Here is a 24309-nt window from a genome sequence, read left to right on the forward strand (position 1 = left end):
CGCGTCCCGTTGCGGGATTGATTCCGGATTTTGTCAAACTCGGTCGCTTTCGCCCCTTGTTGTCACGGTAATTTCTCGGCTAGGCTGAATCGCCGGCCAGCACTGGGATCGGCCGGCCAAGACAAGCTGGGAGTTGGGAGTGGGTATTTCGCCGCGCGCGTTTTCGTTTCGCATGAGCCTTGCCGGACGTCTCGCACGTCCGCTGATTCCGGCATCGATGATGCTGCTCGCCGCCTGCGCCCCGGCGCAGAATCAGGTCGCATCGGCCTCCGCACAGCCAGCTGCGGAATTCGATTTCGTCGGCTGGGACGGCTATCTGGGCGGGTCAGATTCTTCGCAATATTCCTCGTTGGACCAGATCAACACGTCCAATGTCGGCCAGCTGGAAGTCGCCTGGACCTTCAAGACCGGCGAAGGCCAGCCCCCCCGCTTCAATCCGGTTGTCGGCGGCGGGCTGATGTATGTCATCACGGGTGACAACAATATCGCCGCGCTGAACCCGGCGAATGGGCAGGAAGTCTGGCGGACGAATCTGGAAGGCCGCATCGGCGCCCGCGGAATCAATTACTGGCAGAGCGAAGATGGCACTGAACGGCGCCTGATGGTGCTGAACAACGGCATGCTGCGCGCGATTGACGCGCATAATGGCCAGCTCATCCAGAGCTTTGGCGAAAACGGCCAGATCGATCTGCGTGACGCCCTGCCGGAAGGCAGCGTGATGCCCGGACCGTTGCAGACGGACAATCCGGGCCGCATCTACAAGGACACGATCATCATGTCCTTGCCCGCCGGCGCATATGATTTCCCCTCCGCACCCGCGGATATCCAGGCATATGACGTTCGCACGGGCGAACTGAAATGGGTCTTCCACAGCGTCCCGCGGGAAGGCGAATTCGGTTACGATACCTGGCCGGCCGAAGATCACGAAAAATTCGGCGGCGTGCATAACTGGTCGGAATTCACCGTCGATGCGGAAAACGGGATCGCCTTCATCCCCTTCGGCACGGCCCGTTACGATTTCTATGGCGGCAATCGCGAAGGCGACAATCTGTTCGCCAATTCGATCGTCGCGCTGAACGCCGAAACCGGCGAACGCATCTGGCATTACCAGATCGTCCATCACGATCTCTGGGATTTCGATCTTCCGGTCGCCCCGAAGCTGACGACGATCAACAAGGACGGGAAGGACATTCCCGTTGTCATCCAGGCGACGAAGCATGGTTATGTCTTCGTGTTCAACCGGCTGACCGGGGAACCGATCTGGCCGATCGAGGAAGTACCTGTCCCGGCCAGCGACGTGCCGGGTGAAAAGGCATCGCCCACCCAGCCGATCCCGACCTGGCCCGAACCCTTCACGCGCCAGAGCTTTACCGAAGACGATATCAATCCCTATCTGCCCGAAGCGGATCAGGAAAAACTGCGTGAAGGCCTGAAAACCTGGCGCAATGAAGGCCTGTTCACGCCGCCCAGCCTGGAAGGATCGATCTCCTTCCCGGGCCATAATGGCGGGACCAATTGGGGCGGCACGGCAATCGATCCGGTGAATAACCGCTTCTTCGTCGTCAGCCGTGAACTTCCGCTGCTGATCAAGCTGATCCTGGACAAGCGGGAGGAAGCGCAGGCCGCCATGCCCAATGGCGGCGGGGACGTGAAACCCTATAAATCTCCGGTGAATTTCTTGTTGCAGAGCAATGGGATGGTCGCGGTGAAGCCGCCCTTCTCCTTCCTGACTGCCTATGACATGGATACGGGCGAAATGCTGTATCGCATTCCCAATGGGGAAATCATGACGTTGCAGGAAAAGGGCATCACCGGCGTCGGTTCGCAGGCGCCGCGCGGCGGCCCTGTCGCCACTGCGGGCGGACTGCTGTTCGTCGGCACGGCGACTGACCGCACCTTCCGCGCGCGCGATGCCGCCACCGGCGAAGTGCTGTGGGAATATGAACTGCCCGCCGCAACCGAAGGCGTGCCTGCCGTCTATGAAGTGGATGGCCGCCAATACGTAACCATTCCCGTCGGCGGCGTGGGCCATTTCGCCGGGGGCCTCGGCCTGCCTGAACCGGGCGAGAGCCAGTATATGACCTTCGCCCTGCCCCGGCAGAAGCAATGACCCGGCCATGACATCGCGCAATCGCGGCCTGCCCGGCGGGGTGACTCGCACAAAGGCCGCGATTGCGTTATTGTCTTGGACAAAATCAACGCAGCGGGGCAATAGAGGAATCGGACGGTGGCGCCTTCGCTTGGCGGGGCGCCCCGCACTGGAGAGGGCAGAGTGAAGCGCAGGAACATCCGTACTGCTGTCGTCGGCATATCTGCCGCCGCAACGGCATCGGCCGTGCCTGAGCCGCGCATGCGCCCAGGCCGCACATCCGGCCTGAAACTCCGGTCAGACCAGCACATGATATCGAAGTTGTTGACATCGCCGTCCGGCGCGCAGGGGGCGCATCGGGGAGCGGCAGTTATTTTGCCAGCTATGCGTGCAGGGATGCACGTAGACAATCAGGAGAGGCCAAGATGAAAAGCCTGAAATCCATCCGTACCATCATGGCGGGCACCATGCTCGCCGCAGCCGGCCTTGCCACGCTGGGCACTGGCCCGGCCATGGCGCAGGCCGTGCCCGACGATCTGACCACCATGCCGGCGGTGCCGACCACTTTCGATCCGCCCAAGACCGCATGGGGCGATCCGGACCTGCGCGGCACCTGGCCGATCGACAATATCGCCAGCCTGCCGATGCAGCGCCCGGCCCAGTTTGGCGACCGTTTCTGGCTGACCGAGCAGGAATTTGCCCAGCGCCAGGAACAGGCCAACCGTTCGGACGAAGCCTATCAGGCTGAAGACGAAAACGACACGATCGGCATGGGCCACTGGGTCGAATCCGACGCTTCGGGCCGCCGCACCTCGCTGCTGGTGGAACCGGCCAATGGCCAGTTGCCGGCCTTCACCGAAAAGGCGCAGAAGCTGATGGCCGCCAGCCGCACGAGCTGGACGCCGAACACCGAATTCAACTGGCTGACCGATTTCGACAGCTGGGACCGCTGCATTTCCCGTGGCTTCCCGGCTTCGATGTTCCCGTTCCGTTACAATAACGGCATCCGCGTCTTCCAGGCGCCGGGCTATGTCGTGATCGCACTGGAAATGCTCGGCAGCCGCGTGATCCCGATCGTGGACAAGGGCGAAGGCCAGATCCCGGGTGAAATCGAACAATGGCTGGGCCACAGTGTCGGCCATTGGGAAGGCAATCAGCTGGTTATCGAAACGACCAACATCAAGACCGGCGATAGCGCGACCACCGATCCTTATGCCCGCAATGGTTCCCCGCTGAACATGGCGACGATGGGCGTGCCGCCCTTCAATGTCATCCCGACCAGCAAGCAGGCCAAGGTGGTGGAACGCCTGACCATGACCGGTCCGGATTCGATCGTTTACGAAGCGACCTATTCCGATCCGGAAGTGTTCACTGCGCCGTGGACCGCCCGCCTCGACTGGAGCCGTAACGACGATTACCAGTTCTTCGAATATGCCTGCCACGAAGGCAATGTGCAGCCGCGCAACTATATCAATGCGTCGCGCGCAGGCCGGGAACAGGCCGAAGGCGGTGAGTCCGGCGGCAGCAAGTAATGCCGATCGCGCCCTGGCCGCGTTCCGCATCGCTGCCGGTTTCGGCCTGTAGCACGGCGGAACGCGCGCCGGGCGCCTTCATCGGTGGCGCTGACCGGATTCGGCAATGCTGACAGGCGAAATGCCGCGCATGATCTGCGCGGCATTTTCTTACCTGCGGGCATGCGATCCGGCCGGGCAAGCTGCCATCATCCTGCAAGCGGCATTGAAGCCGCATAACCATATACAGAGCCGAACGCGGCCTTCTCAGACGGGATCAAGAGAGACGATGCTGAAAGCTTCCACCATTCGCCGGGCGCTCGCCTGCAGCCTGCTCGCCACCGCATCCGCCGCCTGCGCCCAGGCTGGCGGCAGCGCCAGCTCCACCAGTGCAGACGGCTTTTCCAGCCCGGTCATGACGCAGCAGGGCCTGGTCCAGGGCGCGCCGGGCAAGGTCGATGGCGTGACCGTTTTCAAGGGTATCCCCTTTGCCGCCCCGCCCGTGGGCGATCTGCGCTGGGCACAACCGGCACAGCCCGCATCGTGGGATGGCGTGCGCGACGCAACCGAATGGGAAAAGACCTGCATCCAGCCGCCCGCACCGCAGCGTTTCCCGCCCAATGGCGCCACCGACATGCCCGATTCCCCGGGCATGAGCGAAGACTGTCTCTATCTGAACATCTGGACCCCGGCCGATTCCGCGGGGGAGAAGCTGCCGGTCATGGTATGGCTTTATGGCGGCGCCTATAATGAAGGCGGCGGCAATTCGCCCTTCAGCGAAGGGGACAATCTGGCCGCCAAGGGCGTGGTCATGGTCACCTTCAATTACCGCGTCGGCCCGTTCGGCTTCTTTTCCCACCCGGAACTGACGGCCGAAGGAAATGGCGCATCGGGCAATCAGGCGCTGGGCGATGCGATCGCCGTTTTCAAATGGCTGAAACAGAATGCCGCAGCCTTTGGCGGCGATCCGGATAACATCACGATCTTCGGCGAAAGCGCCGGCGCGGCGATGAATGCCGGGTTGACCGGGGCGCAAGGCGCCAGGGGCACGTTCGAACGGGCCATTTCCGAAAGCGGCGCATGGATGGGCTTGGGCATCGCCCAGATGCCGACGCGCGAAGCGATGGAAAAGGCGACCATGGATGCGGCGGGCAAGCTCGGCACCACTTCGCTGGAAGGCCTGCGCGCCCTGCCGGCCGAGGACATAGCCAAGGCCTTCCGCGGCCAGGGCATGATCGTGGACGGTGCGATCATCCAGGAAGACCTGTCCATAACCTTCGCCAAGGGTGAACAGAACAAGGTGGACGTTCTGGTCGGCTCCAATTCGGACGAAGGTTCCTTCACGCGCGGTTTCGGCCCGCCGACCACGCTGGAAAGCTGGAACCAGGGCGCGCCGATGCGCTGGGGCGATCTGGCGGAACTGGGCGCCAAGGCCTATCCTGCCAGCACGGACGAGGAAGCGGCGGCCCAGGCCCCCATGCCTTTCTCCGACACGATGGCGTGGCATATGCGGCTTTTTGCCGAAGAACAGGCCAGGATCGGCCAGAAGGCCTGGCTCTACTGGTTCACGCATGAACCGCCCTATGACGAAGGGCAGCCGGATCTTGGCGCAGGCCATACGGCGGAAATCCCCTATGTGTTCGACAATCTGGCCGCGCCGCGCACCTATCCGGCGGGCAGTTCCGTGGAACAGATGGCAGGCAATCCGCGCGAAGAAGGTTTTGCCGATCAGGTTTCGCAATATTGGGTGAATTTCGCCCGCACCGGCAATCCCAATGGCGAGGGCCTGCCCTATTGGCCGCCGGTGACGGAACTGGAGGAAGACGAAGCCATGCTGCTGGACGCCGATGGTTCCGGCAAGGGCCAGTGGCTTTCCCCCGCCAAGATCGAGCTTTACGAAGCCATGTTCGAAGAGCGCGTGACCAAGCCGCTGGGGATCGATTCCGGCGAATAAGGCCGACTGACAGGAGGGAGAGGACATGAGCACAGGCTGGACGAGGCGGCATGTGCCGCTTCTCCTTTCCGTTGGTGCGTTTGCCGGTTTTGGCAGCGTCGCCTGGGCGCAGATGCAGGCGCCCGAGGCGCTGCTGCCGCAATTGCAGCAAGGGGCGAAAGCCTATGCCGATAATTGTGCGTCCTGCCACGGACAGGATCTGACCGGCGGGCAGTTTGCCGGATCGCTCGCCGATACGGCATTCCGCAACAAATGGGCGGGCAAGAGCGGACAGGACATGTTCGAATATGTCCGCGACAATATGCCGCCGGGCAATGGCCGCAGCCTGACGGATGAAGTCTATGCCGCGCTGACCAGCGTAATCCTGGCGCGCAACAATATCCTGCCTGCCGATCAGCTTGCGCCCGGTTCGGACCTGATGCGGCAAACCGCCTTTCCGATTGATCCGGCGGGCCAGCCGGATACTGGCGGCGTCGGCGGATTGTCGGACCGCTTTCCCACGCCGGAAGCCCCTGCCCGCCCCGATCGCTTCGCCAATTACACGCCGGTGACTGAAGCAATGCTGCAGGATCCGGCGGCGGAAAACTGGCTCAGCTGGCGGCGCAGCCACCAGGGATCGGGCTTCTCTCCGCTGGCGCAGATCGACAGAAATAATGTCGACAGATTGACCATCGCCTGGTCGCAGGCCCTGCCCGCCGGGGCAAACATGAACGAACCGCTGGTGCGGGACGGCGTGCTTTACGTGTTCGGTTTCGGGGACGAGGTCTTTGCCTTCGATGCGGAGGACGGGCACCTCATCTGGCGCCATACACGCGACTTGCCGGACGATTTCCCGCCCACTTCCAAGAAGACGATGGGCCTGTATGCAGACAAGCTGATCGTCGCGACCAGCGATCTGCACGTGATCGCCCTGGATGCCCGCACCGGCGAACTGGCGTGGGACACGGAAATTACTGACGATCCGGCATTCCGCAATCCCGGCGGCCCGCTGGTTGCGGACGGCGTGGTGATGCAGGGCCTGACCACGCAAAAGGCCGGCGGATCGCTGATCGTCGGCATGGACGCCGAAACGGGCGAGAAGCTGTGGAGCTTCAACACGGTGGCCCAGCCGGGCACGCCGGGCGGAGATACGTGGAACGGCCTGCCGGCGGACAAGCGCCATGGCGGATCGTCATGGACGTCCGGAACTTACGATGCCGAAACCGGCCTCGCCCTGTGGGGCGTGGCGCAAACTTATGACACGGCCCCCCTGCGCGACCGCAAGCCGGGCATGAATAATGACGGGCTGTTCACCAATTCCACGCTCGCCTTCGAACCGCGCAGCGGCAAGCTGGTCTGGTATTACCAGCACATGAAGAACGACCAGTATGATCTGGACTGGACGTTTGAACGGGTGATCGGCACGCTGGATGTGGATGGCGCACCAACCCGCGTGGTCATGACGGCGGGTAAGGAAGGCCTGTTCGACGTGCTCGAACTCAGGACCGGTAAATATATCAAGACGGTCGATATGGGTTTGCAGGACTTCATCGCCTCGATCGATCCGGTTACGGGCGACAAGGCGGTGAAACCGGAAAAAGTGCCCGGCAAGGACAAGGGCGCGGTTTTCGTGTGCCCTCATGCCGGTGGCGGGCGTAACTGGACGCCGACCTCCTTCGTGCAGGAAACCGGGCTGATCTATGTGAATGCCCGTGATATCTGCATGGACATGGTCCCCGCCGATCCCGGCTTCCTGACTACAGGGGTGAACACGGAATATCTCGCCCCGCCAGGCAGCGACGGCAAATACGGCCTGCTGCAGGCGATCGATATGCAGACGGGCGAAGTGAAATGGGAAGCCCGCCAACGCGCGCCCTTCGATATGGGCATATTGACCACAGCGAGCGGCCTTCTGTTCACCGGGGACATGGCCCGTAAATTCAAGGCTTATGACCAGGCCAGCGGCGATGTGCTGTGGCAGACCGGCGTCACGGGGGTGCCGAACGGCTCGCCCATTTCCTACGCCGTTGATGGGAAGCAATATATCGCCATTGTCACCGGGGCAGGCAATCCGTTGAGCTTTGGCGTGCCGATCATCACGCCGGAACTGCAATTGCCGCCGGTCAACAGTTCTTCCGTGGTGGTCTATTCCCTGCCTGAATAGGCGGCAGGGATTCCCATCGCCACATGTGAAAAAGGCCGCCCCGTGGGGCGGCCTTTTCCTTATCCGTATGCCGGCCGGCTCAGTAAAAAATACCGAGCGTGAAGCCGATTGCGCGGCCGAAGAACACCACCAGGATCCAGAAGGTCAGCGACAGGATGCCGGCAACCTTGGTCATCACCGGGACCTGGCCCGTGCCGTGGACATCCCATTCATGCACCGTCTTGTAGGTGATGAAGTGGAAATACATCATGTTCACACCCGCCAGGACGAGGACGAACATCTTCCACAGGAAATAGGGATTGATCACATAGGAACTGGCCTTGCTGACGAACAGCAACCCGCCCGTGATGGCCGCCAGGACAAAAGCACCCCAGGTCCAGGGCAGCGTATCGTTCGACATCTGCGTGATCGAGCTCTTGGTGCCCGCCCAACCGAGCATACGAAGGTCCATGATGGCAATCGTGCCAACCACGGTCACCAGCGCGATGACATGGATCGTTTCGATCGTGGGAAACATCCATGCCGATTCAGCGATGGAAGTGCCGAGCCCCGAATATTCAAGGGACTGCCAGATATTTTCAGGTTCAGGATACATCGATAGCCCCCCAATCAGACCGGCGCATATGCGATCCAGCGACCGCAGAAGATGATTGCGCACCACAAGATGATGACGAAGATCGCGCCGCCACGGGCCGCGGAACTTACACTGCCGTTCGCCTCAGCCCGCTTGATCACACCATTGTGGAACCAGAGGCTGAACAGGATGGCCACGACAAGGAGCACCATCTTGATCCAGAAGATCGGGTTGATCAGTTCCCTGATCGGTTCGCCGATGATCATGAAGGATCCGGAAATGGCCAGCATCAGCAAGGACCACCAGACCCACGGAACGTAACGCTTCGAAAGGTCGAGCATGGTCAGATGGCCGCCTCCGGCACCGAAGATGCGCAGATTGATCATCAGGATCGCACCGAACGCCCCGGCAATCGACAGGATGTGGATCACCTGCAGAACCGGGATCGCCCAGAAATTGGTCACGATCCAGAGGTTCAGCGGCGTTTCGGAGATCCACAATGCGAGTTCGACCAGCTGCGTCGTGCGCAACCATTCGGTCATATTATATAGTAAGTCACCCATCAGAGATTCTATCCCCCGTCCTTCACCATGACAGCCCTGCAAACGGCATTGGCGAGGGCCGTTATACGCAAGAGCAACGCGGCGTCACTCCATGCTGTCTATGGCGACAATTGGTCCTTGTGCCGAGTAATTTACCGTAACCGGCCTGTTACACACGGTTACAGCGGCAACCCCCGGCGCATTGCCTCCGCATTGCGACGCCCTCCGCTAGCGCGGCGAGCCAGCCGCGCCAAGCCCCGGCATCGATAAATTTGATAAAGTCCACTCCCCTGACAACCTTGCCGACTGTCGTCGGATTGCCACAGATACAGTCGGTTTAAAGCCGATCCTTGATCGAAATCAACGAGAGCCCATTGTCAAATCTGCCATCCAACCGTAGGACAGAATCAACGAGATGGCGTTCCGGACGATGTTCGGCAGGCTTAATGATGGGAATCGGCGGGAGGATTCATATGCGCTTCGCAAGGAGCCTGGGGCTGGCCACGAGTGCTGCCCTGATAGTGGGAGGCACGGCCTTTGCCCAGGTGGCCGATGGCGACTGGCAGACCATCAACCGCGATGCCGCGTCCACCCGCTACTCCCCGCTTGCCGATATCAACCGCGCCAATGTGAACCAGCTGCAGGAAGCCTGGAGCTATCCCCTGCGCGGTTTCAACACGGCCACTCCGCTGGTGGTTGGCGGCACCATGTATATGCCCGCCGGCAGCCGCGTGGTCGCACTGGATGCCGATAGTGGCGAGGAAATTTGGTCCTACGCCGTGCCCCCGTCGGAAGGCGAAGGCCCGCCGCGCACCGCCTCGACCCGCGGTGTCAGCTATTGGGCAGACGATAATGGCGAAGGGGCCCGCATCCTGTTCATGGCGGGCAATCTCCTGATCGCTCTGGATGCGCGGACCGGCCAGCCCGTTTCCGGCTTCGGTGATGGCGGAATGGTCGATGTCGGCGTTCCCTATGGCGGCACGCCTTCGATTGGCGGAACCGTCGCCGTAATCGGCGCCGCGACGCTGGAGAACCCGCAGGGCGTGCCCGGCAATCCGCGCGCCTTCGATGTTCGCACGGGCGAGAAATTGTGGGAATTCCAGACAGTTCCCCAAGAAGGCGAACCCCATAACGAAAGTTGGGGCAATGGCTGGAAGAACCGTTCCGGCACCAATATGTGGTCCGTTTCCGCACCGATCGATCTGGAACGCGGCATCGTGATACTGCCGATCAGCAGCCCTGCCCCGAATTACTGGGGCGGCGGCCGGCCGGGCGACAATCTCTATGGCAATTCGCTGGTCGCGGTCGATCTCAAGACCGGCGAATACAAATGGCACTTCCAGACGGTGCATCACGATATCTGGGACACTGACATTCCCAGCGCCGGCCCGCTGATCGATGCGACGATCGACGGCAAGAAAGAGCCGGTGATCGCCCATGTGGGCAAGGCAGCGCGTTTCTTCGTGCTGGACCGCGAAACCGGCGAACCCGCACTGCCCGTGGAAGAACGCCCCGTTCCCCAGGGGGACGTGCCGGGCGAATATTATGCGCCGACGCAGCCTTTCCCTGTAAAAACGCCGCCGCTCGCACGGGTCAAGCTGACCTATGACGATCTCGTCACCGCCGAGGATACGAGCGAGGCCCATGCCCAGGCATGCCAGGCCATGTGGCGCAAGGCCGGCGGCTATCTGAATTACGGGCCTTTCACGCCTTTCTACCTGCATCGCAAGGGTGCCCCGCCCCGCTCCACCATCCAGCTTCCGGGCGGCACTGGCGGGGTCAACTGGGGCGGCATGGCGGTCGATCCGAATTCCGGCATGGTCTTCGCCAATATCCAGCATACATCGCTGGTCGGCTGGGTGGAGCTGAAGGAAACGGACGAAAGCTACAGCTTCGACGCGAATGATACGAACCAGCCCTATGACCGCGCAAGCGTGGACGGCAAGGGCCCGTTCTTCACCTTCAGCGCGCCTTTGTCCGGCGAATATGACGAGCAGGGCCGCCCTGTCGGGCCGAGCCTTCCCTGCTACAAGCCGCCATGGGCGGAACTGACCGCGGTTGACGCTAATACGGGCGATGTGAAGTGGCAGGTGCCGCTCGGACTGTTCGAACAACTGCCCGAAGGCAGGCAGGTGCTGGGCAATGCCGGCAATGCCGGGCCCACGGTCACTGCCGGCGGACTGGTCTTCGTCGGCGCAACCAATGACAAGCGTTTCCGTGCATTCGACGCGGAAACCGGCCGCCAGCTGTGGGAGGCCCAGCTGCGCGGAAACGCCAACGCCAATCCGATGACCTATCGGGGCAGCGACGGCAAACAATACGTGGCCATCAATGCCGGTGGCACGATCATGGCCTATTCGCTATCCCGTTGAGGGAATCAAACAAGAGAGGTTAGGTGGGGGATGAAACGACTTACCATTCTGGCAGCCACAGCGGCAGCCTTCGTCATGACGGGCGCGTCGGCACCGGTCATGGCACAGGGTTCGGAAGCGGCAGACACGATTGACGGCCATCCGAATCTGAACGGCATCTGGCAGGCGGTGAACCAGGCCAACTGGAACCTTGAACCGCATTCCGCCGGTCCCAACCCCGTTGCCGATGGCCTCGTGGGTGCCATTGGCGCGATTCCGCCGGGCCTGGGCGTCGTTGAAGGGGGCGAAATCCCCTACAAGCCGGAAGCGCTGGAGCGGCTGAAGAAAAACAAGGAAAACATGATCAGCCACGATCCGGAGGCTGCATGTTACCTTCCCGGTATCCCGCGGGCGACCTACATGCCCTATCCCTTCCAGATCATTCAGGGCGGCGGTGACGACATCCTGATGGTCTATGAATATGCCAATGCGAACCGTGTCATCCACATGGGCCCGGTCGGCGTGCCGCCGATCGATACCTGGATGGGCACTTCCTATGGCGAATGGGATGGCGATACGCTGGTCGTCACCACGCTGGCCCTGAGCCCGGGTGACGTGAAGCTGCCTGGTGGTGAGTTGGAACCGGGCGTGACCTGGCTCGACCGTGCCGGCAATTATCTCACCAACACTGCATCGGTGGTCGAAAAGTTCACCCTGAACGGCGAAAACCACATCGACTACGAAGCGACGATCGACGATCCGTCCGTCTATACGCGTCCGTGGAAGATCAAGATGCCGCTGTATCGCCGTGTTGAAGAAAACGCACAGCTGCTTGAGTTTCGTTGCGTCCCGTTCAGCGAGCATCTGCTATATGGTGACTTGCTAGAAGGGGAAAGCGGCTCCGAAGCTGCTGAATAATAATCGATAACGACCCTATTGAAGATCGAGGAGTAGTTTAGTCATGCAAATCAAGAAGTGGACTGCCGCTGCACTCGGTGCAGTCCTCGCCGCGGGGACGGCGGGCACGGCTGTCGCACACCATTCCTTCGCGACCGAGTTTGACCGCAACAAGCCGATCCGTCTTGAAGGCAAGGTGATCAAGTTCGAGTGGGTCAACCCCCACTCCTGGATTCACATCAAGACCAAGGAAGGCGAAACCTGGCGTGTTGAAGGCGGTGCGCCCAGCGCCCTGCTGCGCCGCGGCTGGAACCGTAACTCGCTGCCTTCCGGCACCGAAATCATCGTGGACGCATTCCGTGCTCGCGATGGGGACACCCGCGCATCTGCCGCGGAAATCCGTTTCCCGAATGGCCGCGAGCTTTCGCTCGGCAACCCGACCACCGAAGCGGTGGCTGCTGCTGCAAAGCGCGCCAAGGGCAACTAAGTCCCGATCAGATCGGGCAGCCTTCGGGCTGCCGGCAGAAGGGCCCGCAATCAGCCGATTGCGGGCCTTTTCTGTTCAGCGGTCAGGCTGGCAGGAACGGCAGCCCAGCCCTGTCAATTCGAGCGGGAAAGCACGGCAGGCCCCGCCCGCCGCCAGGCGGGCACAGGCGCGATCAGCGGTTGGCCGGCGCGGGCGCTGCCAGGGGGAAGAAGGGTATCGACACTTCAAACAATTCGCCGTCTTCCTGGACGAAAGTGTAGTGCCCTTCCATGGACCCTTGGTGGGTCGTCAGTTCACAGCCGGACACGTAATCATGCGTCTGGCCCGGTGCCAGCAGCGGCGTTTCGCCCACCACCCCCTCGCCATCGACGATATTCACCATGCCGCGCCCATCGGTGATGCGCCAATGGCGGCTGCGCAATTGCACCTTGTCGTCCCGGTGGTTTTCTATCCTGATATGATAGACCCAGAACCACCGCCCCGCTTCAACCCGGGATTGTTCCGGCATGAAGTTCACGGCCACCCGAACGGTGACCCCGGCTGTTATCGCCGTATGCTGGAACAGGCTGGAGAGTACATTGGCCATTGTTCCACCAGCTAACGGCTTTGCCGTGCCGGACAAGGGGGAAGGCGGAATTTCGCCGACAGTAAACCGTCAGGCTGCGCCGGGCTGCACCAGCCGGGCCAGAACGCTATCGTCGCAGGAAACCTCCCAGCACAAGCCCTGCGGCCGGTAATCCAGGGTGACATCCGCGCAAAGATTGTGACGGGGAACTTCGCGGATCAGCGTGGTCCCGAAACCTGCCTGTTCGGGCTCCTCCACTTCCGGGCCGCCTGTTTCCCGCCACCAGATGGAAAATCCGCCGGTATCAGGGGGGCAGCTCCAACCGATGTCCACATGCCCGCCTTTGGCAGACATTGCGCCATATTTCAGCGAGTTGGTGGCCAGTTCATGCAGGGCCATGCCGATGACTTCAGCCGCGCGCGGTTTCAGCGCACAGGGCGGCCCGGTAATATCGACCTCGCCCACGGCCTGGTCGATGAAATGCAACTGGTGATGCACCAATTCGTCCACGGGGACTTCGCGCCAGTCACGGCGTACCAGAATATCCTGATTGACCGCCAGGCTCCGCACGCGATCCTCGAACCGGGCGATGAAACCGGCATCGTCCCGCGCCGTCCGCCGCGCCAGCGCCTGCACGGTGGAAAGCATGTTCTTGGACCTGTGGTTCACTTCCATCAGCAACAGGCGGATCTGTTCCTCCTGCTCGCGCTGGTCAGTGATATCGGTATTCGTGCCGAACCAGTTCACGATCTTGCCATCATCGCCACGGATCGGCTTGGCGCGGGAAAGAAACCAGCGATATTCCCCGTCACGGCCACGCAAGGGGAAAGTATCCTCCCAATCCACGCCCCGCGCCAGACAGCTGCGGTAATGTTCTTCAACCTGCTGCAAATGATCGGGATGGTGGATATCGGCCCACCCCCATCCTTCGACCTGCTCCAGCGTTGTGCCGGTGAAATCGTACCAACGCTTGTTGTACCAGAAGATCTGTCCGTCCGGCCGCGCGATCCAGGCGAGCTGGGACATATTCTCCGCCAGCATCCGGAAACGTTCTTCGCTTTCACGCAGCCGTCGCTGGTTTTCGAGATAGGGTTGGGCATCGCGGGCAATCTTGCTCGCACCGACAATCCGCCCTTCGCTGTTGCGGACCGGTGAAACGGCAACCGATACATCCAGCAGGCGCCCGGATTTGTGACGTCTCTTGGTGAAGAACTGATCGACCCGTTCGCCATTGCGAATGCGGGAGAGGATCAGATCTTCCTCCTCCTGCAGATCCGCGGGGATAAGAATACGGATCGACTGGCCGATCATTTCCTCCGCACTATAGCCGAAGAGCTTTTCGGCGGCGGGGTTCCAGGAATTGACGATACCGTCCGTATCCTTGGCGACGATGGCATCGTCAGAGGATTCGATCAGCGCAGCATAAAGATCACGAACTTCGATCAAGCAGGAAGCCCCCCTGCACCACATCCCATTACAATCGTTACTTTACCCCCGGATGTACAAAATGGCGAGCATTCCGATACTTGCGGTGGAAAGCGAATAAAAGAAACGACGAGACCGCAGTAATGTTCCCCGGGAGCGATAGGCGGCAGCTTACAACCCGATCCGGCCCAGCGCGCGATCCAGATCCTCGATCAGGTCCTGGGGGTCTTCCAGGCCGACATTCAGCCGCAGCATCCCTTCCGCAACTCCGGCTTCCTCGCGCCCTTCGGGCCCCATATTATGATGGGTGGTCGTTGCCGGATGAGTCATCAACGACCGGCTGTCTCCGATATTGTTGGAGATATCGATCAGTTCCAGCGCGTCGAGCAGGCCCATTGCCTGTTCGCGCCCATCCATCACAAAAGAGAAAATCGCACCGGCATGGCTCATCTGCTTCATGCATAATTCGTGCTGCGGATGGCTCGGCAAACCGGGATAGAGCACTTGCGGCACGCGCCCTTCCAGAAACTTGGCCACTTCCATTGCATTTTCGGACTGCTTGTTGGCCCTGAGTTCCAACGTCTCCAGCGCCTTCAGCACGACCCAGGCATTGAAGGGCGCCAGAATCGGGCCCGTATTGCGCTGGAACGGCATCAGTTTTTCCTGGATCCACTCCTCACTGCTGCAAAGGGCGCCAGCCAGAACGCGGCCCTGCCCATCCATCAGCTTGGTGGCGGAATAGGCAACCACATCCGCGCCGAATTCAAGCGGGCGCTGCAGAACGGCAGTGGCGAAGGCATTGTCCACAACACTGGTGATGCCATGCGAACGGGCAAGCCCGCAGACGAATGCCAGATCGACCACGTCCATGGTCGGATTGGCGGGAGTTTCAAAAAAGAAAACCTTGGTATTGGGCCGGATTGCGGCTTCCCACGCGGCATTGTCACGCGCGTCGATCACGGTCTTTTCGATGCCGAAACGCGGCAGCAGATTGTCCACGATCCAGCGGCACGATCCGAATGCCGCACGGCCGGCAACAATATGGTCCCCGGCGGAAAGCTGGCAAAGAAGGGCGCAGGTCATCGCCGCCATGCCGGTGGCCTGCACACGGCACGCTTCCGCCCCTTCCATCAGCGCGATGCGTTCTTCCAGCATCTGCGTGGTCGGGTTCTGCATCCGCGAATAGACCATGCCTTCGGCCTCGCCCGCAAAGCGATCGGCCGGGGTCTGCGCATCGTCATAGCTATATCCGCTATTGAGGAAGAGAGCCTCGCTCGTCTCCCCCTGTTCGCTGCGCCATGTGCCGCCGCGCACCGCGCGGGTCTGCGGGCGCCATTTGCTGGTGATGGAGCGATCGGTTCCGGTGGTCCTTTTCATGGTCGCGCCTGTAAGGGTGCAAAGGCGCGCCGACAAGCGGGGATGCTGCGCAGGCCGGGGGCGCTATCATCGGGCGCAAGCAAGGGAGCGTTTGAAAGGAGGAAACATGGCCCATCCGATCAGGATCCTTTTGCAGGAATATGGCTGGATACATGGCGGGATCGGCCTCACCGGCAATCTCGCCTTCTTCGTGGGCAGTATTCTTTTCCTGCCCCATTTCGAAGAATACAAGACCACGGGCGTCTGGCTGTTCATTGCCGGATCGTTCCTCATGCTGCTGGGTGCAATCGGGGATCTGGCGGCCAAGCAGCTTGATCGCGATTGAGATGTCCGCCCATCGCATTGCGGTTGCCCGGCTTGCCGCTGCTGCATATCGAGGCAGGCGATGAACCGGCCGTTCCATCAGCGACAGGATCCGATCGGCTGGACAGCGCTGGTTGCGCTGGCATTCGCCTGTCTTTGCGCCATCCGGCTCACCATCCCTGACAAGCCGTTTTTCGATGAAGTGCATTACGTGCCCGCGGCGCGGACCGTGCTGGACCTGTCACACCCGCTGAACATCGAACATCCTCCGCTGGGCAAGCAGCTGATTGCGCTGGGCATGGCGATCTTCGGCGACAATGCTCTGGGCTGGCGGATCATGCCTGCGATCTTCGGTGTGCTGGCCGTAATCGGCGGCACACGAGCAATGTGGTTCGCCAGCGGATCGGCCTTTGCCAGCATCGCCTGCGGTATATTGCTGCTCACCGGCTTTCCGCTGCTGGTGGAAGCGCGGATTGCCATGCTGGATATCTTCATGGCCGGTTTTGCCATGCTGGCGCTGTGGATGTTCGCAGCCACCATTCGCGAACCCGAAACAGCTCGGTGGCGCCTGGCGATAGTGGGTGTTGCGCTAGGCTGCGCCATGGCCAGCAAATGGAACGCGATTCCGCTGGCCATGATGCCGGGGATGATATTTCTGATCTTCCGCATCCGCAGCGCGGGGCGGCGTTTCCTCACTTCGCGGCGCGGTGCGCCGATCCCGGGGATGACCTTGGCGGAGGCGGCGCTGTGGCTCGGCCTGCTGCCTCTGCTCGTCTATGCCGCCTGTTACTGGCCGTTTTTCTTCTACCGCGACGGATCGATCACCCCGCTCGGCCTGATCGATCTGCACGAACGGATGTTATCGCTGCAGGAACAGCTTCTTAAGCCGCATACTTACCAAAGCGTGTGGTATCAGTGGGTGCTGGACTGGCGGGCGATCTGGTATCTTTATGAACCGATAGGCGGCGCGCAGCGGGGCGTGCTGATGCTGGGCAATCCACTGACCATGATCGCGGGCTTGCCAGCCCTTGCCTGGTGCGCCTGGAAGGGAATGTTCCAACGCCGGTGGGACATGCTGGCGGTGGCGGCCTGTTATGCTGTCACGCTCGGCCTGTGGGTGGTCGCAGCCAAGAACGTGCAATTCTATTACCATTACATGCTGCCCAGCTGCTTCCTGCTGGCTGCCCTCGCCCTTGCGCTGGACGATCTGCGGCGCAGCGGGCGGGACTGGATCGCCTGGGCAATTCTGGCGGGATCGGTGCTGCTATTCGCGCATTTCTGGCCGATCCTGAGCGCCGCCCGGCTGGATGACCAGATGGCTTTCGAATATTGGATGTGGCTGGATAGCTGGCGTTGACGCGCAAACAGGAACGCCCGGGCGATCCGCAGACCACCCGGGCGTTCCATCATGTTAATCCGGTCGATTAAGGGTCAGGCTATGGCGGTGCGACCACGCGGGCCGGCAAGCAGCCATACAATAAAGCCAACCACCGGGAAGATTACCACGCCAAGCGACCAAAGAACCTTCGCGGCAATCGAAGACGGGCTCTGAACAATATTCACGATTGCCCAGATATCCAGCAGCAGGACAACAATACCAAGGATTTCCATTCTGGCTCTCCTAATTCCTCAGGCCGCGCCTCTTGCGACCTCTTGCCGGCTCAACGGATCGCGAATGAATTAGGTTCCCGGATTACTTGAAACGACCCCAGACGAAGCGGCTCGACAGGGCGTAATTCCACACGGAGCCGATCGCGATGCCGACCAGCGCCGCCGGATATTCATGCATACCCAGCCGCACCAGCGTGGCCGCCGCGCCCACATTGGCCAGCAGCCCGACCGAACAGGTCAGCGCGAATTTCATCCAGCCGCGCAGCAGGGGAAAAAGCCCGCTCAATCGGCTGTCGGCATAGGTCAGGGCGTTATTCAGCACGAAATTGAAAGTCATGGCGACCACTGCCGCCACGGTCTGCCCGATCTCGAAATCGGTGAAGGCCACATGGCCGAAACCGTCACGGAAGATGGCGAGGAACGCCGCCAGCACGGCCATGTGCACGACCACGCCCATCGCTCCGATCGTTCCGAACAAAGCATAACGAGTGGGCACGATCCGGCCGAGCCACTTGTCATACAGGCCGACCAGAAATTCAAAGGCAACCACGCGGTCCAGCTTGCTTTCCCCTGCCGAACGAGCGGCGAAATTCAGCGGAAATTCCTTGACCCGCAAAGGCTTGTCCACCGTCGCCAGAATATCGAGCAGGATCTTGAAACCGATGCCGGAAAGCCGATCCGCATCCTGCCGCAGGGTTTCGGTGCGGAGCATGAAATAGCCGCTCATCGGATCGCTCAACTGCATGCCGATAACCTTGCGGGCGAGAGCGTTGGCAAGGCCGGAAAGCCTTTCGCGGTCCGGCCGGTTCCATTGCGCGGTGCTGGCCCCTTCGGCGAAGCGGCTGGCATAGGCGAGATCATATTCGCCGGACCGGATCGCCTCCAGCATCAGCGGCAACAGATTTGCATCGTGCTGCTGGTCGGCGTCCATCACCGCCACCACCGGCGCAGCGGTGGCGCACATCCCCTCTATCGCGGCGCTGGACAGGCCGCGCCGGCCAATCCGCTGGATCACCCGAACGCGCGGATCCGTGCGGGAAATTTCCCGGATGGCATCGGCCGTGCCGTCCGTGCTGTTGTCATCGACGAAGATCGCTTCCCAGCCGGACGAGCCGAGCGCATCCTCCAGCCGGGCGACCATCGGCGCGATATTGCCCTTTTCATTGAGCGTGGGCAGCACGATGGCCAGTTCCAGCGGCCGCGTTGCGGCACTGGCTGCCCGATTCAGCGCGTCATGCGTCATGTCCATGCGGCCGCGAAATAGATGGTAAATGTCACCATCGCGTTGACGGTTAACGCCGCCCCGCCCGCGCCGCAAGAAATCGCGTCAGAGGCGCGCCAGCACCGCATCGCCCACTTCAACCGTACTCGCACTGCCACCCAGATCGGCGCCTTTGATCCCATCGGCCAGGGTCCGCGAAACAGCCGTTTCTATGCGGGCCGCCTGCCCTTCCAGACCGAAGGAATGACGCAGCATCATGGCCAGACTGAGGATCATCGCCATGGGATTTGCCTTGCCCTGCCCGGCAATATCCGGCGCGCTGCCATGGATCGGTTCATACAGGCCCTTGGTGCCGTATTCGGTCTGCGTTTCGCCCAGTGAAGCACTGGCCAGCAGGCCGATGGAACCCACGCACATGCTCGCCTGGTCGGATAGAATGTCGCCAAACAAATTGCCCGTCACCACCACGTCGAACTGGCCCGGATCGCGCACCAGCTGCATCGCGGCATTATCCACATACATGTGGCTGAGCGCGACATCGGGATATTCGGCCGCAACCTCGATTACCACGTCGCGCCAGAGCTGGCTGGTTTCCAGCACATTGGCCTTGTCCACACTGCACAATTTCTTCTTCCGGCCCTGCGCGGCGCGGAATGCGACATGCGCGATACGGCGCACCTCGTCTTCGGCATAGGACATCAAGTCGAAGCCCTGGCGGCGTCCGTCATCCAGCGTGCGGATGGCCTTCTCGCCAAAATAGACATCGCCATTCAGCTCCCGCACGATCAACAGGTCGATGGTGCGGGCCACTTCGGGGCGCAGGGCGGTCATGTCTTCCAGCCCCGGAAACATCGTCGCCGGGCGGAGATTGGCGAACAGGGTCAATGCCTGCCGAAGGCCCAGAATGGCCTGTTCCGGGCGCAGATGCCGTTCAAGATTGTCGCAATCGGGATCGCCCACGGCGCCGAACAGCACGGCATCGGCCGCCTTGCACATCTCCAGCGTTTCAGGCGGAAGCGGATGGCCGTGCTTCTTGTAGCCAGTGCCACCGACATCGCCTTCGAAGATTTCCACATTTTCCAGCGCCAGCGCATCCAGCACGCGGCGCGCTTCGGCCATGATTTCCGGGCCGATTCCATCTCCGGCAAGGCAGGCAATCTTCATCGCAAAATTCTTTCCAGCAAATCCCTGAGGCGAGAGCGGGCGGCCATAACATCGCCGCGCCTGTCGGCAAGCAGGTAGTGATCCAGTGCAGGCGCCAATCTGTCCATCGCAGCCAGGATTTCGGGCAGTTCACCCTGCGGCCGCTGCCCCGTGCCGCCATAACCCAGTTCGCGCAGCAGCAAGCTTTCATATGCCACCATGGCCCCGGCCCAGCCGCGCGCGGATGGCGCATGGCAAATCGCGCCAAGCAGCGCGCCCAGCGCATCGTAAAGCGGTGGATAAGGCTGCCTTTCTGGCAAGGCGGTGGCCGTCAATGCGCAGGCCCAGCCGATGGCCGCCGCCGCCAGCGGCTCGCTCAGAAACGGGCCGCGACTTTCCAGCAATTCCAGTTTCGCGAAGGGGAGCTGGCTTTCGGACCGGGCGGAAAGCTGAAGTTCCACCAGATTGCCCGGTATCACCACAGGCCGCAAACGCCGCCCACGCCCGCCCGCGACATAGGCGGCAACCATGCCGAATTCTTCTGTCAGAAGGCGCGCGATCACCGCCGTTTCACCATGCGCACGGGCGGCGATCAGGATTGCGGGGGCGCGTATCTGCATGGTTTCGCTGCCTGACTTGTGAACCGCCCGGAAGCAAGCCGCTTGGCGCGCAGCCGGGGAGACGCCCCCGCCCCAACTGCCATCAATTCACCAGGCCAATCATATCTTTCCCGGAACCGAGCGGCATGCGGTTCGTTCGGGGCATCGTGTTGGCTGGCATCGGCCAGGCGCTGCCGGCCCAGCTGCCGGGGCGCTTCCAACGCCGGGTTACAACAGGAGAAATCGAATTATGAAAGCTGCAACCTTTGCCGCCCTTCCCGCCCTCGCACTGCTCGCGGCGTGCGGCGCCGATTCGACTGCGGACAATGAAGCAGACGCGCTGGAAGAACAGGCGGAAGCCATAGAGGATCAGGCCGATATGCAGGCCGATGCCCTGGAAGACGCGGCTGACGATGCTTCCACCGAAGCGATGGAAGAAAATCTCGACGATCAAGCCGACGCCGTAGAAGAAGCCGGCGAACAGGAAGCCGAAGCCATGGAAGAAAAGGCCGACGCAATCGACTGATCGGCAACAATTTTCGGGAAAGAAGCGCGCGGGTCCCCCCTTCGTAACCGCGCCGCTTCGGGGGCTCCGCCAATGCGGGGCCCCTTCCCTTTATCCGGTCACGAGAGAATAGAGGCGGCCCCGAAAATGGGGCCGGCCGGGAAGAACGCGGATTATTTCAGCCTGGCTTCCAGGGCAGCGATACGTTCGGAAAGTTTCTCGTTCTCTTCCCGTGCCTTGGCTGCCATATCTTTCACCGCGTCGAATTCCTCGCGCGATACGAAATCCAGCCCGCCCAGCGCTTCCTTCATCCGCTCTCTCGCGCCTTCGCGCGCTTCACGCGTCATGCCTGCAAAGGTACCGGCTGCGCTGTTCGCCAGCTTGACGAAATCGGAGATGATGGGGTTTTCGCTCTGCATCGCACCTATTTGGTGCGGAGCCGCGGCGAAGGCAAGCGCCTATAGTTCAATCCTTTGCACGGCGTAGGAATTATCCACCCCGTCGGCCTCCGGATTGAGTTGCAGGATCTGCCAGTTCAGCAGCGTCGCGAACAGTACCCAGGCGAGATAGGGTAGCAGCAACAGCCCCGCCGTGCGGCGGATCATCCAGAACAGGGCCAGCGTCAGCAGAACGGCCAGATCCAGCGCCACCAGTATGACCAGTGCGATAGTGATCTGGTGTTCCCCGAAAAAAATCGGCGACCAGGCGAGGTTGAGCACGAATTGCAGCAGGAAAGCCACGATGGCGAGGAAACGGTAACGCGCCCCCCAGGCCGTGCAGATCAGCGCGAGAGACAGCCCCATCAAGATGTAGAGGATGGTCCAGACAATTCCGAATGTCGCGGAGGGCGGGAAGAGCGATGGCTTTTCCAGCGCGGCGAACCAGGGATTATCTGCGCCGCTGCCGGCGAGAAGTCCGGATAGAATGCCCAGAAGGACAATAGCGGGAACGATAAAAAGGGCCCAACGCAAGAAACTGGCGCGCAATTGCGCAGTGGAAGCTAGTCGGTTCATGGAGGCTCCTGCCGAATCGCATGAAGATATTGGCGGGGCCTTGCCACGGACGCAACTTGCCGGAACGCGCGAATATGAGCGAATTGGCGCATTGGTATTAGCCGAAGGGTATCAATCTTTAGTGCTACGCTCCGCAGAAATCAGAAATTCCACATTGCCTTCAGTACCCTTGATCGGGCTTTCCACGATACCCTGGATTGTCCAGCCTTCCGCTTCCAGCCAGGCGCTCACTTCATCGCAGACACGCTTGTGCAGCGTCTCGTCACGGATGATGCCGCCCTTGCCCACTTCCTCGCGCCGGACTTCGAATTGCGGCTTGATAAGAGCCACGAGGCGGCAATGCGGCGCGGCAAGCTTCAGCGGCACATCCAGAACCTTGGACAGCGAGATGAAGGACGCGTCGCACACCACCCAGTTGCAGGGCCGGTCGATCTGTTCTTCGGTCAGGGCGCGGGCATTGGTCTGTTCCAGCACGGTGACACGCGGATCCTGGCGCAATTTCCAGGCCAGCTGATTGGTGCCGACATCCACCGCGAAGACATGTTCCGCCCCGTTTTCCAGCAAGACTTCGGTAAAGCCGCCGGTGGAACTGCCGATATCCATGGCCACCGCGCCCGTGGGATCGAGCCCGAATGCCTCGATCGCGTGGGCCAGTTTCACACCCCCGCGGCCGACCCAGGGATGGTCCCGCCCGCGCACTTCGATGGCGGTGTCTTCCTTCACCTGCTGACCGGGCTTGTCGATCCGGCTCTCCCCGGCAAAGACCAGCCCGGCCATGACCAGCGCTTGCGCACGGGCCCGGCTTTCGGCAAGCCCACGCTCCACAAGCAATTGATCGATGCGCCGTTTTTTCGTCATGGAATCGCGGATAGGGCGGCGCAGCCCGTCAGGCCAGCGCTTGTTGCGATGCAAGCCGGATCGTCCGGCCGCCCGGCCTGCCGGTGATTGGAAGGATATGGTCTCAATGCGCCCGATGATTGCCCAGCCCGGTCCGGAAAACATGCGTGCAAGGATCATGGTCATGGTAAACAGGGCCGCCCGCCGATCGCTTGGGCCGGGAACCGGGCTGATATGTCTTGCGCTTTCTGCCTGTGTACCCGCCGCGCCGGAACCGACACCAGCGCCGCAACAGGCGCCGGCATCCACGCCGCAGCCATCGCCCGCCCCGAAGCCCACGCCCACATCCACGGCGCGGCCGGTGACCGCTGCGATCCCTACCCCGACCCATGAAAACTGGATGGATGCGCCGCAGACGCCCGGGGACTGGACCTATAGCGCAGGGGCCAATGGCGGCACTGCCATGTTCGGCGTGGCCGGCCAGCAGCCGCGCCTGACACTGCGCTGCGACCGTTCGGCGGGCAGCGTCACGATTTCGCGCACGGGCCATGCTGTTGCCGCCCTACCCATGCAGATACTGACCGAAACGCGCGAACGCGCCCTGGATGCAGTCCCGACTGGCGGCGAACCGGGGGCGATTGCCGCAACCCTGCCCGCAACGGATAGCCTGCTGGATGCGATCGCCTTTTCCAAGGGGCGCTTCGCTGTGGAAATCGCCGGGCTGGAATCGCTTTTCATTCCGGCCTGGCCAGAGATCACCCGCGTGATCGAGGATTGCCGCTGAAACAGCGGCAACGCTGCATCGCCCGCAATACCGGGCCAGATCAGTCCCGAATTGATTTTTCCCTGCCTGAACAGCGCCCGATCACCAATCGAACGAAGCATCGAATTCTGACGGGGAAAAAAACAAATGCAAGACTTGCGTTGTGCACTGCACTGAATCAAATATTGCGGCAGGCCAGCGGTAAACGCGGGCCCGGTTCTCCGGTGAAACGGCAGAACGTGGCTTTCAAGCGCGAAAGGAGGTGATCCGATGTCTCATGGTTCAGCAGGGAGGTCGGTTAAGTCCCGCGCGGAGCATTATCGGTAGACTTCACTTTCGCCGATAAAGGCTTCGTGGGCGGCACTTCCGGCCGCTGACCATGCGAAGGGCGATCCTCC

General features: G+C 61.6%; 23 protein-coding genes. 11 read left to right on the forward strand and 12 right to left on the reverse strand.

What is annotated here, in order from left to right; translation table 11 throughout:
* The first annotated feature begins 139 nt into the window (after nucleotides 1-139).
* The 4 genes from WYH_RS05675 to WYH_RS05690 all read left to right on the forward strand — a co-directional run bounded on the left by WYH_RS05675 (nucleotide 140) and on the right by WYH_RS05690 (nucleotide 7697).
* On the forward strand, nucleotides 140-2110 hold the full coding sequence (locus tag WYH_RS05675; protein ID WP_169780721.1) for a pyrroloquinoline quinone-dependent dehydrogenase: 1971 nt from the start codon (nucleotides 140-142) through the stop codon (nucleotides 2108-2110).
* Nucleotides 2111-2514: 404 nt separating this feature from the next.
* Nucleotides 2515-3621 (forward strand): hypothetical protein, encoded by a 1107-nt coding sequence (locus WYH_RS05680; RefSeq protein WP_046903069.1) that lies wholly within the window; start codon nucleotides 2515-2517, stop codon nucleotides 3619-3621.
* 268 nt (nucleotides 3622-3889) lie between these two features.
* Nucleotides 3890-5554, forward strand: a complete 1665-nt coding sequence (locus WYH_RS05685) for a carboxylesterase/lipase family protein (RefSeq protein ID WP_169780723.1) — start codon at nucleotides 3890-3892, stop codon at nucleotides 5552-5554.
* Nucleotides 5555-5579: 25 nt separating this feature from the next.
* Nucleotides 5580-7697 carry an outer membrane protein assembly factor BamB family protein gene (locus tag WYH_RS05690; protein WP_046903070.1) on the forward strand — a complete coding sequence of 706 codons (2118 nt, stop codon included), beginning with the start codon at nucleotides 5580-5582 and terminating at the stop codon, nucleotides 7695-7697.
* A 79-nt stretch (nucleotides 7698-7776) separates the two neighbouring features.
* On the opposite strand, the gene WYH_RS05695 is transcribed toward WYH_RS05690, so the two are convergent.
* Together WYH_RS05695 and WYH_RS05700 are read right to left on the reverse strand one after the other, a co-directional pair.
* A complete protein-coding gene (locus WYH_RS05695; RefSeq protein ID WP_046903071.1) occupies nucleotides 7777-8292 on the reverse strand; it encodes a hypothetical protein in 516 nt (171 codons plus the stop codon).
* A 14-nt stretch (nucleotides 8293-8306) separates the two neighbouring features.
* Nucleotides 8307-8834 carry a DUF6644 family protein gene (locus WYH_RS05700; RefSeq protein ID WP_156320074.1) on the reverse strand — a complete coding sequence of 176 codons (528 nt, stop codon included), beginning with the start codon at nucleotides 8832-8834 and terminating at the stop codon, nucleotides 8307-8309.
* 452 nt (nucleotides 8835-9286) lie between these two features.
* Between WYH_RS05700 and WYH_RS05705 the strand changes: the two genes are divergently transcribed.
* From WYH_RS05705 to WYH_RS05715, 3 genes are read left to right on the forward strand one after another with little or no spacing between them, the layout of a single operon-like run.
* Nucleotides 9287-11185 (forward strand): outer membrane protein assembly factor BamB family protein, encoded by a 1899-nt coding sequence (locus tag WYH_RS05705; protein WP_053833419.1) that lies wholly within the window; start codon nucleotides 9287-9289, stop codon nucleotides 11183-11185.
* A 30-nt stretch (nucleotides 11186-11215) separates the two neighbouring features.
* Nucleotides 11216-12082 (forward strand): hypothetical protein, encoded by an 867-nt coding sequence (locus WYH_RS05710; RefSeq protein ID WP_053833420.1) that lies wholly within the window; start codon nucleotides 11216-11218, stop codon nucleotides 12080-12082.
* A gap of 43 nt (nucleotides 12083-12125) precedes the next feature.
* Nucleotides 12126-12548, forward strand: a complete 423-nt coding sequence (locus tag WYH_RS05715) for a DUF6152 family protein (RefSeq protein WP_053833421.1) — start codon at nucleotides 12126-12128, stop codon at nucleotides 12546-12548.
* 172 nt (nucleotides 12549-12720) lie between these two features.
* On the opposite strand, the gene apaG is transcribed toward WYH_RS05715, so the two are convergent.
* From apaG to WYH_RS05730, 3 genes are all read right to left on the reverse strand, one after another.
* On the reverse strand, nucleotides 12721-13134 hold the full coding sequence (gene apaG, locus WYH_RS05720; RefSeq protein WP_046903074.1) for a Co2+/Mg2+ efflux protein ApaG: 414 nt from the start codon (nucleotides 13132-13134) through the stop codon (nucleotides 12721-12723).
* Between the two features lie 69 nt (nucleotides 13135-13203).
* Nucleotides 13204-14559 (reverse strand): PAS domain S-box protein, encoded by a 1356-nt coding sequence (locus tag WYH_RS05725; RefSeq protein WP_235980193.1) that lies wholly within the window; start codon nucleotides 14557-14559, stop codon nucleotides 13204-13206.
* A 150-nt stretch (nucleotides 14560-14709) separates the two neighbouring features.
* Nucleotides 14710-15915 (reverse strand): trans-sulfuration enzyme family protein, encoded by a 1206-nt coding sequence (locus tag WYH_RS05730; RefSeq protein ID WP_046903076.1) that lies wholly within the window; start codon nucleotides 15913-15915, stop codon nucleotides 14710-14712.
* A 106-nt stretch (nucleotides 15916-16021) separates the two neighbouring features.
* On the opposite strand from WYH_RS05730, the gene WYH_RS05735 reads away from it, so the two are divergent.
* Both WYH_RS05735 and WYH_RS05740 read left to right on the forward strand, forming a co-directional pair.
* Nucleotides 16022-16240, forward strand: a complete 219-nt coding sequence (locus WYH_RS05735) for a YrhK family protein (RefSeq protein WP_046903077.1) — start codon at nucleotides 16022-16024, stop codon at nucleotides 16238-16240.
* A 60-nt stretch (nucleotides 16241-16300) separates the two neighbouring features.
* Nucleotides 16301-17575, forward strand: coding sequence for a phospholipid carrier-dependent glycosyltransferase (locus WYH_RS05740; protein WP_046903078.1), 1275 nt, complete (start codon nucleotides 16301-16303; stop codon nucleotides 17573-17575).
* 74 nt (nucleotides 17576-17649) lie between these two features.
* Here the strand turns inward: WYH_RS05740 and WYH_RS05745 are convergent, their stop codons facing one another.
* The 4 genes from WYH_RS05745 to recO form a co-directional block, all read right to left on the reverse strand.
* Nucleotides 17650-17829, reverse strand: coding sequence for a PLD nuclease N-terminal domain-containing protein (locus WYH_RS05745; protein WP_046903079.1), 180 nt, complete (start codon nucleotides 17827-17829; stop codon nucleotides 17650-17652).
* Between the two features lie 82 nt (nucleotides 17830-17911).
* Entirely contained in the window at nucleotides 17912-19078 is a 1167-nt protein-coding gene (locus WYH_RS05750) for a glycosyltransferase family 2 protein (protein WP_046903080.1), read from the reverse strand.
* A 78-nt stretch (nucleotides 19079-19156) separates the two neighbouring features.
* Nucleotides 19157-20215: a 3-isopropylmalate dehydrogenase gene (leuB, locus tag WYH_RS05755; protein ID WP_046903081.1), complete on the reverse strand. Its 1059-nt coding sequence runs from the start codon at nucleotides 20213-20215 to the stop codon at nucleotides 19157-19159.
* On the reverse strand, nucleotides 20212-20814 hold the full coding sequence (recO, locus tag WYH_RS05760) for a DNA repair protein RecO (protein ID WP_046903082.1): 603 nt from the start codon (nucleotides 20812-20814) through the stop codon (nucleotides 20212-20214). The genes leuB and recO overlap by 4 nt, the downstream gene beginning before the upstream one ends.
* Nucleotides 20815-21043: 229 nt before the next feature.
* On the opposite strand from recO, the gene WYH_RS05765 reads away from it, so the two are divergent.
* Nucleotides 21044-21319 (forward strand): hypothetical protein, encoded by a 276-nt coding sequence (locus tag WYH_RS05765; protein ID WP_046903083.1) that lies wholly within the window; start codon nucleotides 21044-21046, stop codon nucleotides 21317-21319.
* Nucleotides 21320-21471: 152 nt separating this feature from the next.
* Here WYH_RS05765 and WYH_RS05770 read toward each other — a convergent pair whose 3' ends face one another.
* The 3 genes from WYH_RS05770 to WYH_RS05780 all read right to left on the reverse strand — a co-directional run bounded on the left by WYH_RS05770 (nucleotide 21472) and on the right by WYH_RS05780 (nucleotide 23169).
* Nucleotides 21472-21717 (reverse strand): accessory factor UbiK family protein, encoded by a 246-nt coding sequence (locus WYH_RS05770; RefSeq protein ID WP_046903084.1) that lies wholly within the window; start codon nucleotides 21715-21717, stop codon nucleotides 21472-21474.
* A 39-nt stretch (nucleotides 21718-21756) separates the two neighbouring features.
* Nucleotides 21757-22311: a TspO/MBR family protein gene (locus WYH_RS05775; RefSeq protein WP_046903085.1), complete on the reverse strand. Its 555-nt coding sequence runs from the start codon at nucleotides 22309-22311 to the stop codon at nucleotides 21757-21759.
* Nucleotides 22312-22422: 111 nt separating this feature from the next.
* Nucleotides 22423-23169: a TlyA family RNA methyltransferase gene (locus tag WYH_RS05780; protein WP_046904857.1), complete on the reverse strand. Its 747-nt coding sequence runs from the start codon at nucleotides 23167-23169 to the stop codon at nucleotides 22423-22425.
* Nucleotides 23170-23509: 340 nt separating this feature from the next.
* On the opposite strand from WYH_RS05780, the gene WYH_RS16470 reads away from it, so the two are divergent.
* Nucleotides 23510-23932 (forward strand): hypothetical protein, encoded by a 423-nt coding sequence (locus tag WYH_RS16470; protein ID WP_244877971.1) that lies wholly within the window; start codon nucleotides 23510-23512, stop codon nucleotides 23930-23932.
* Nucleotides 23933-24309 lie beyond the last annotated feature (377 nt).

It is taken from the genome of Croceibacterium atlanticum (assembly GCF_001008165.2).
In the GTDB taxonomy this organism is placed as follows: domain Bacteria; phylum Pseudomonadota; class Alphaproteobacteria; order Sphingomonadales; family Sphingomonadaceae; genus Croceibacterium_C; species Croceibacterium_C atlanticum.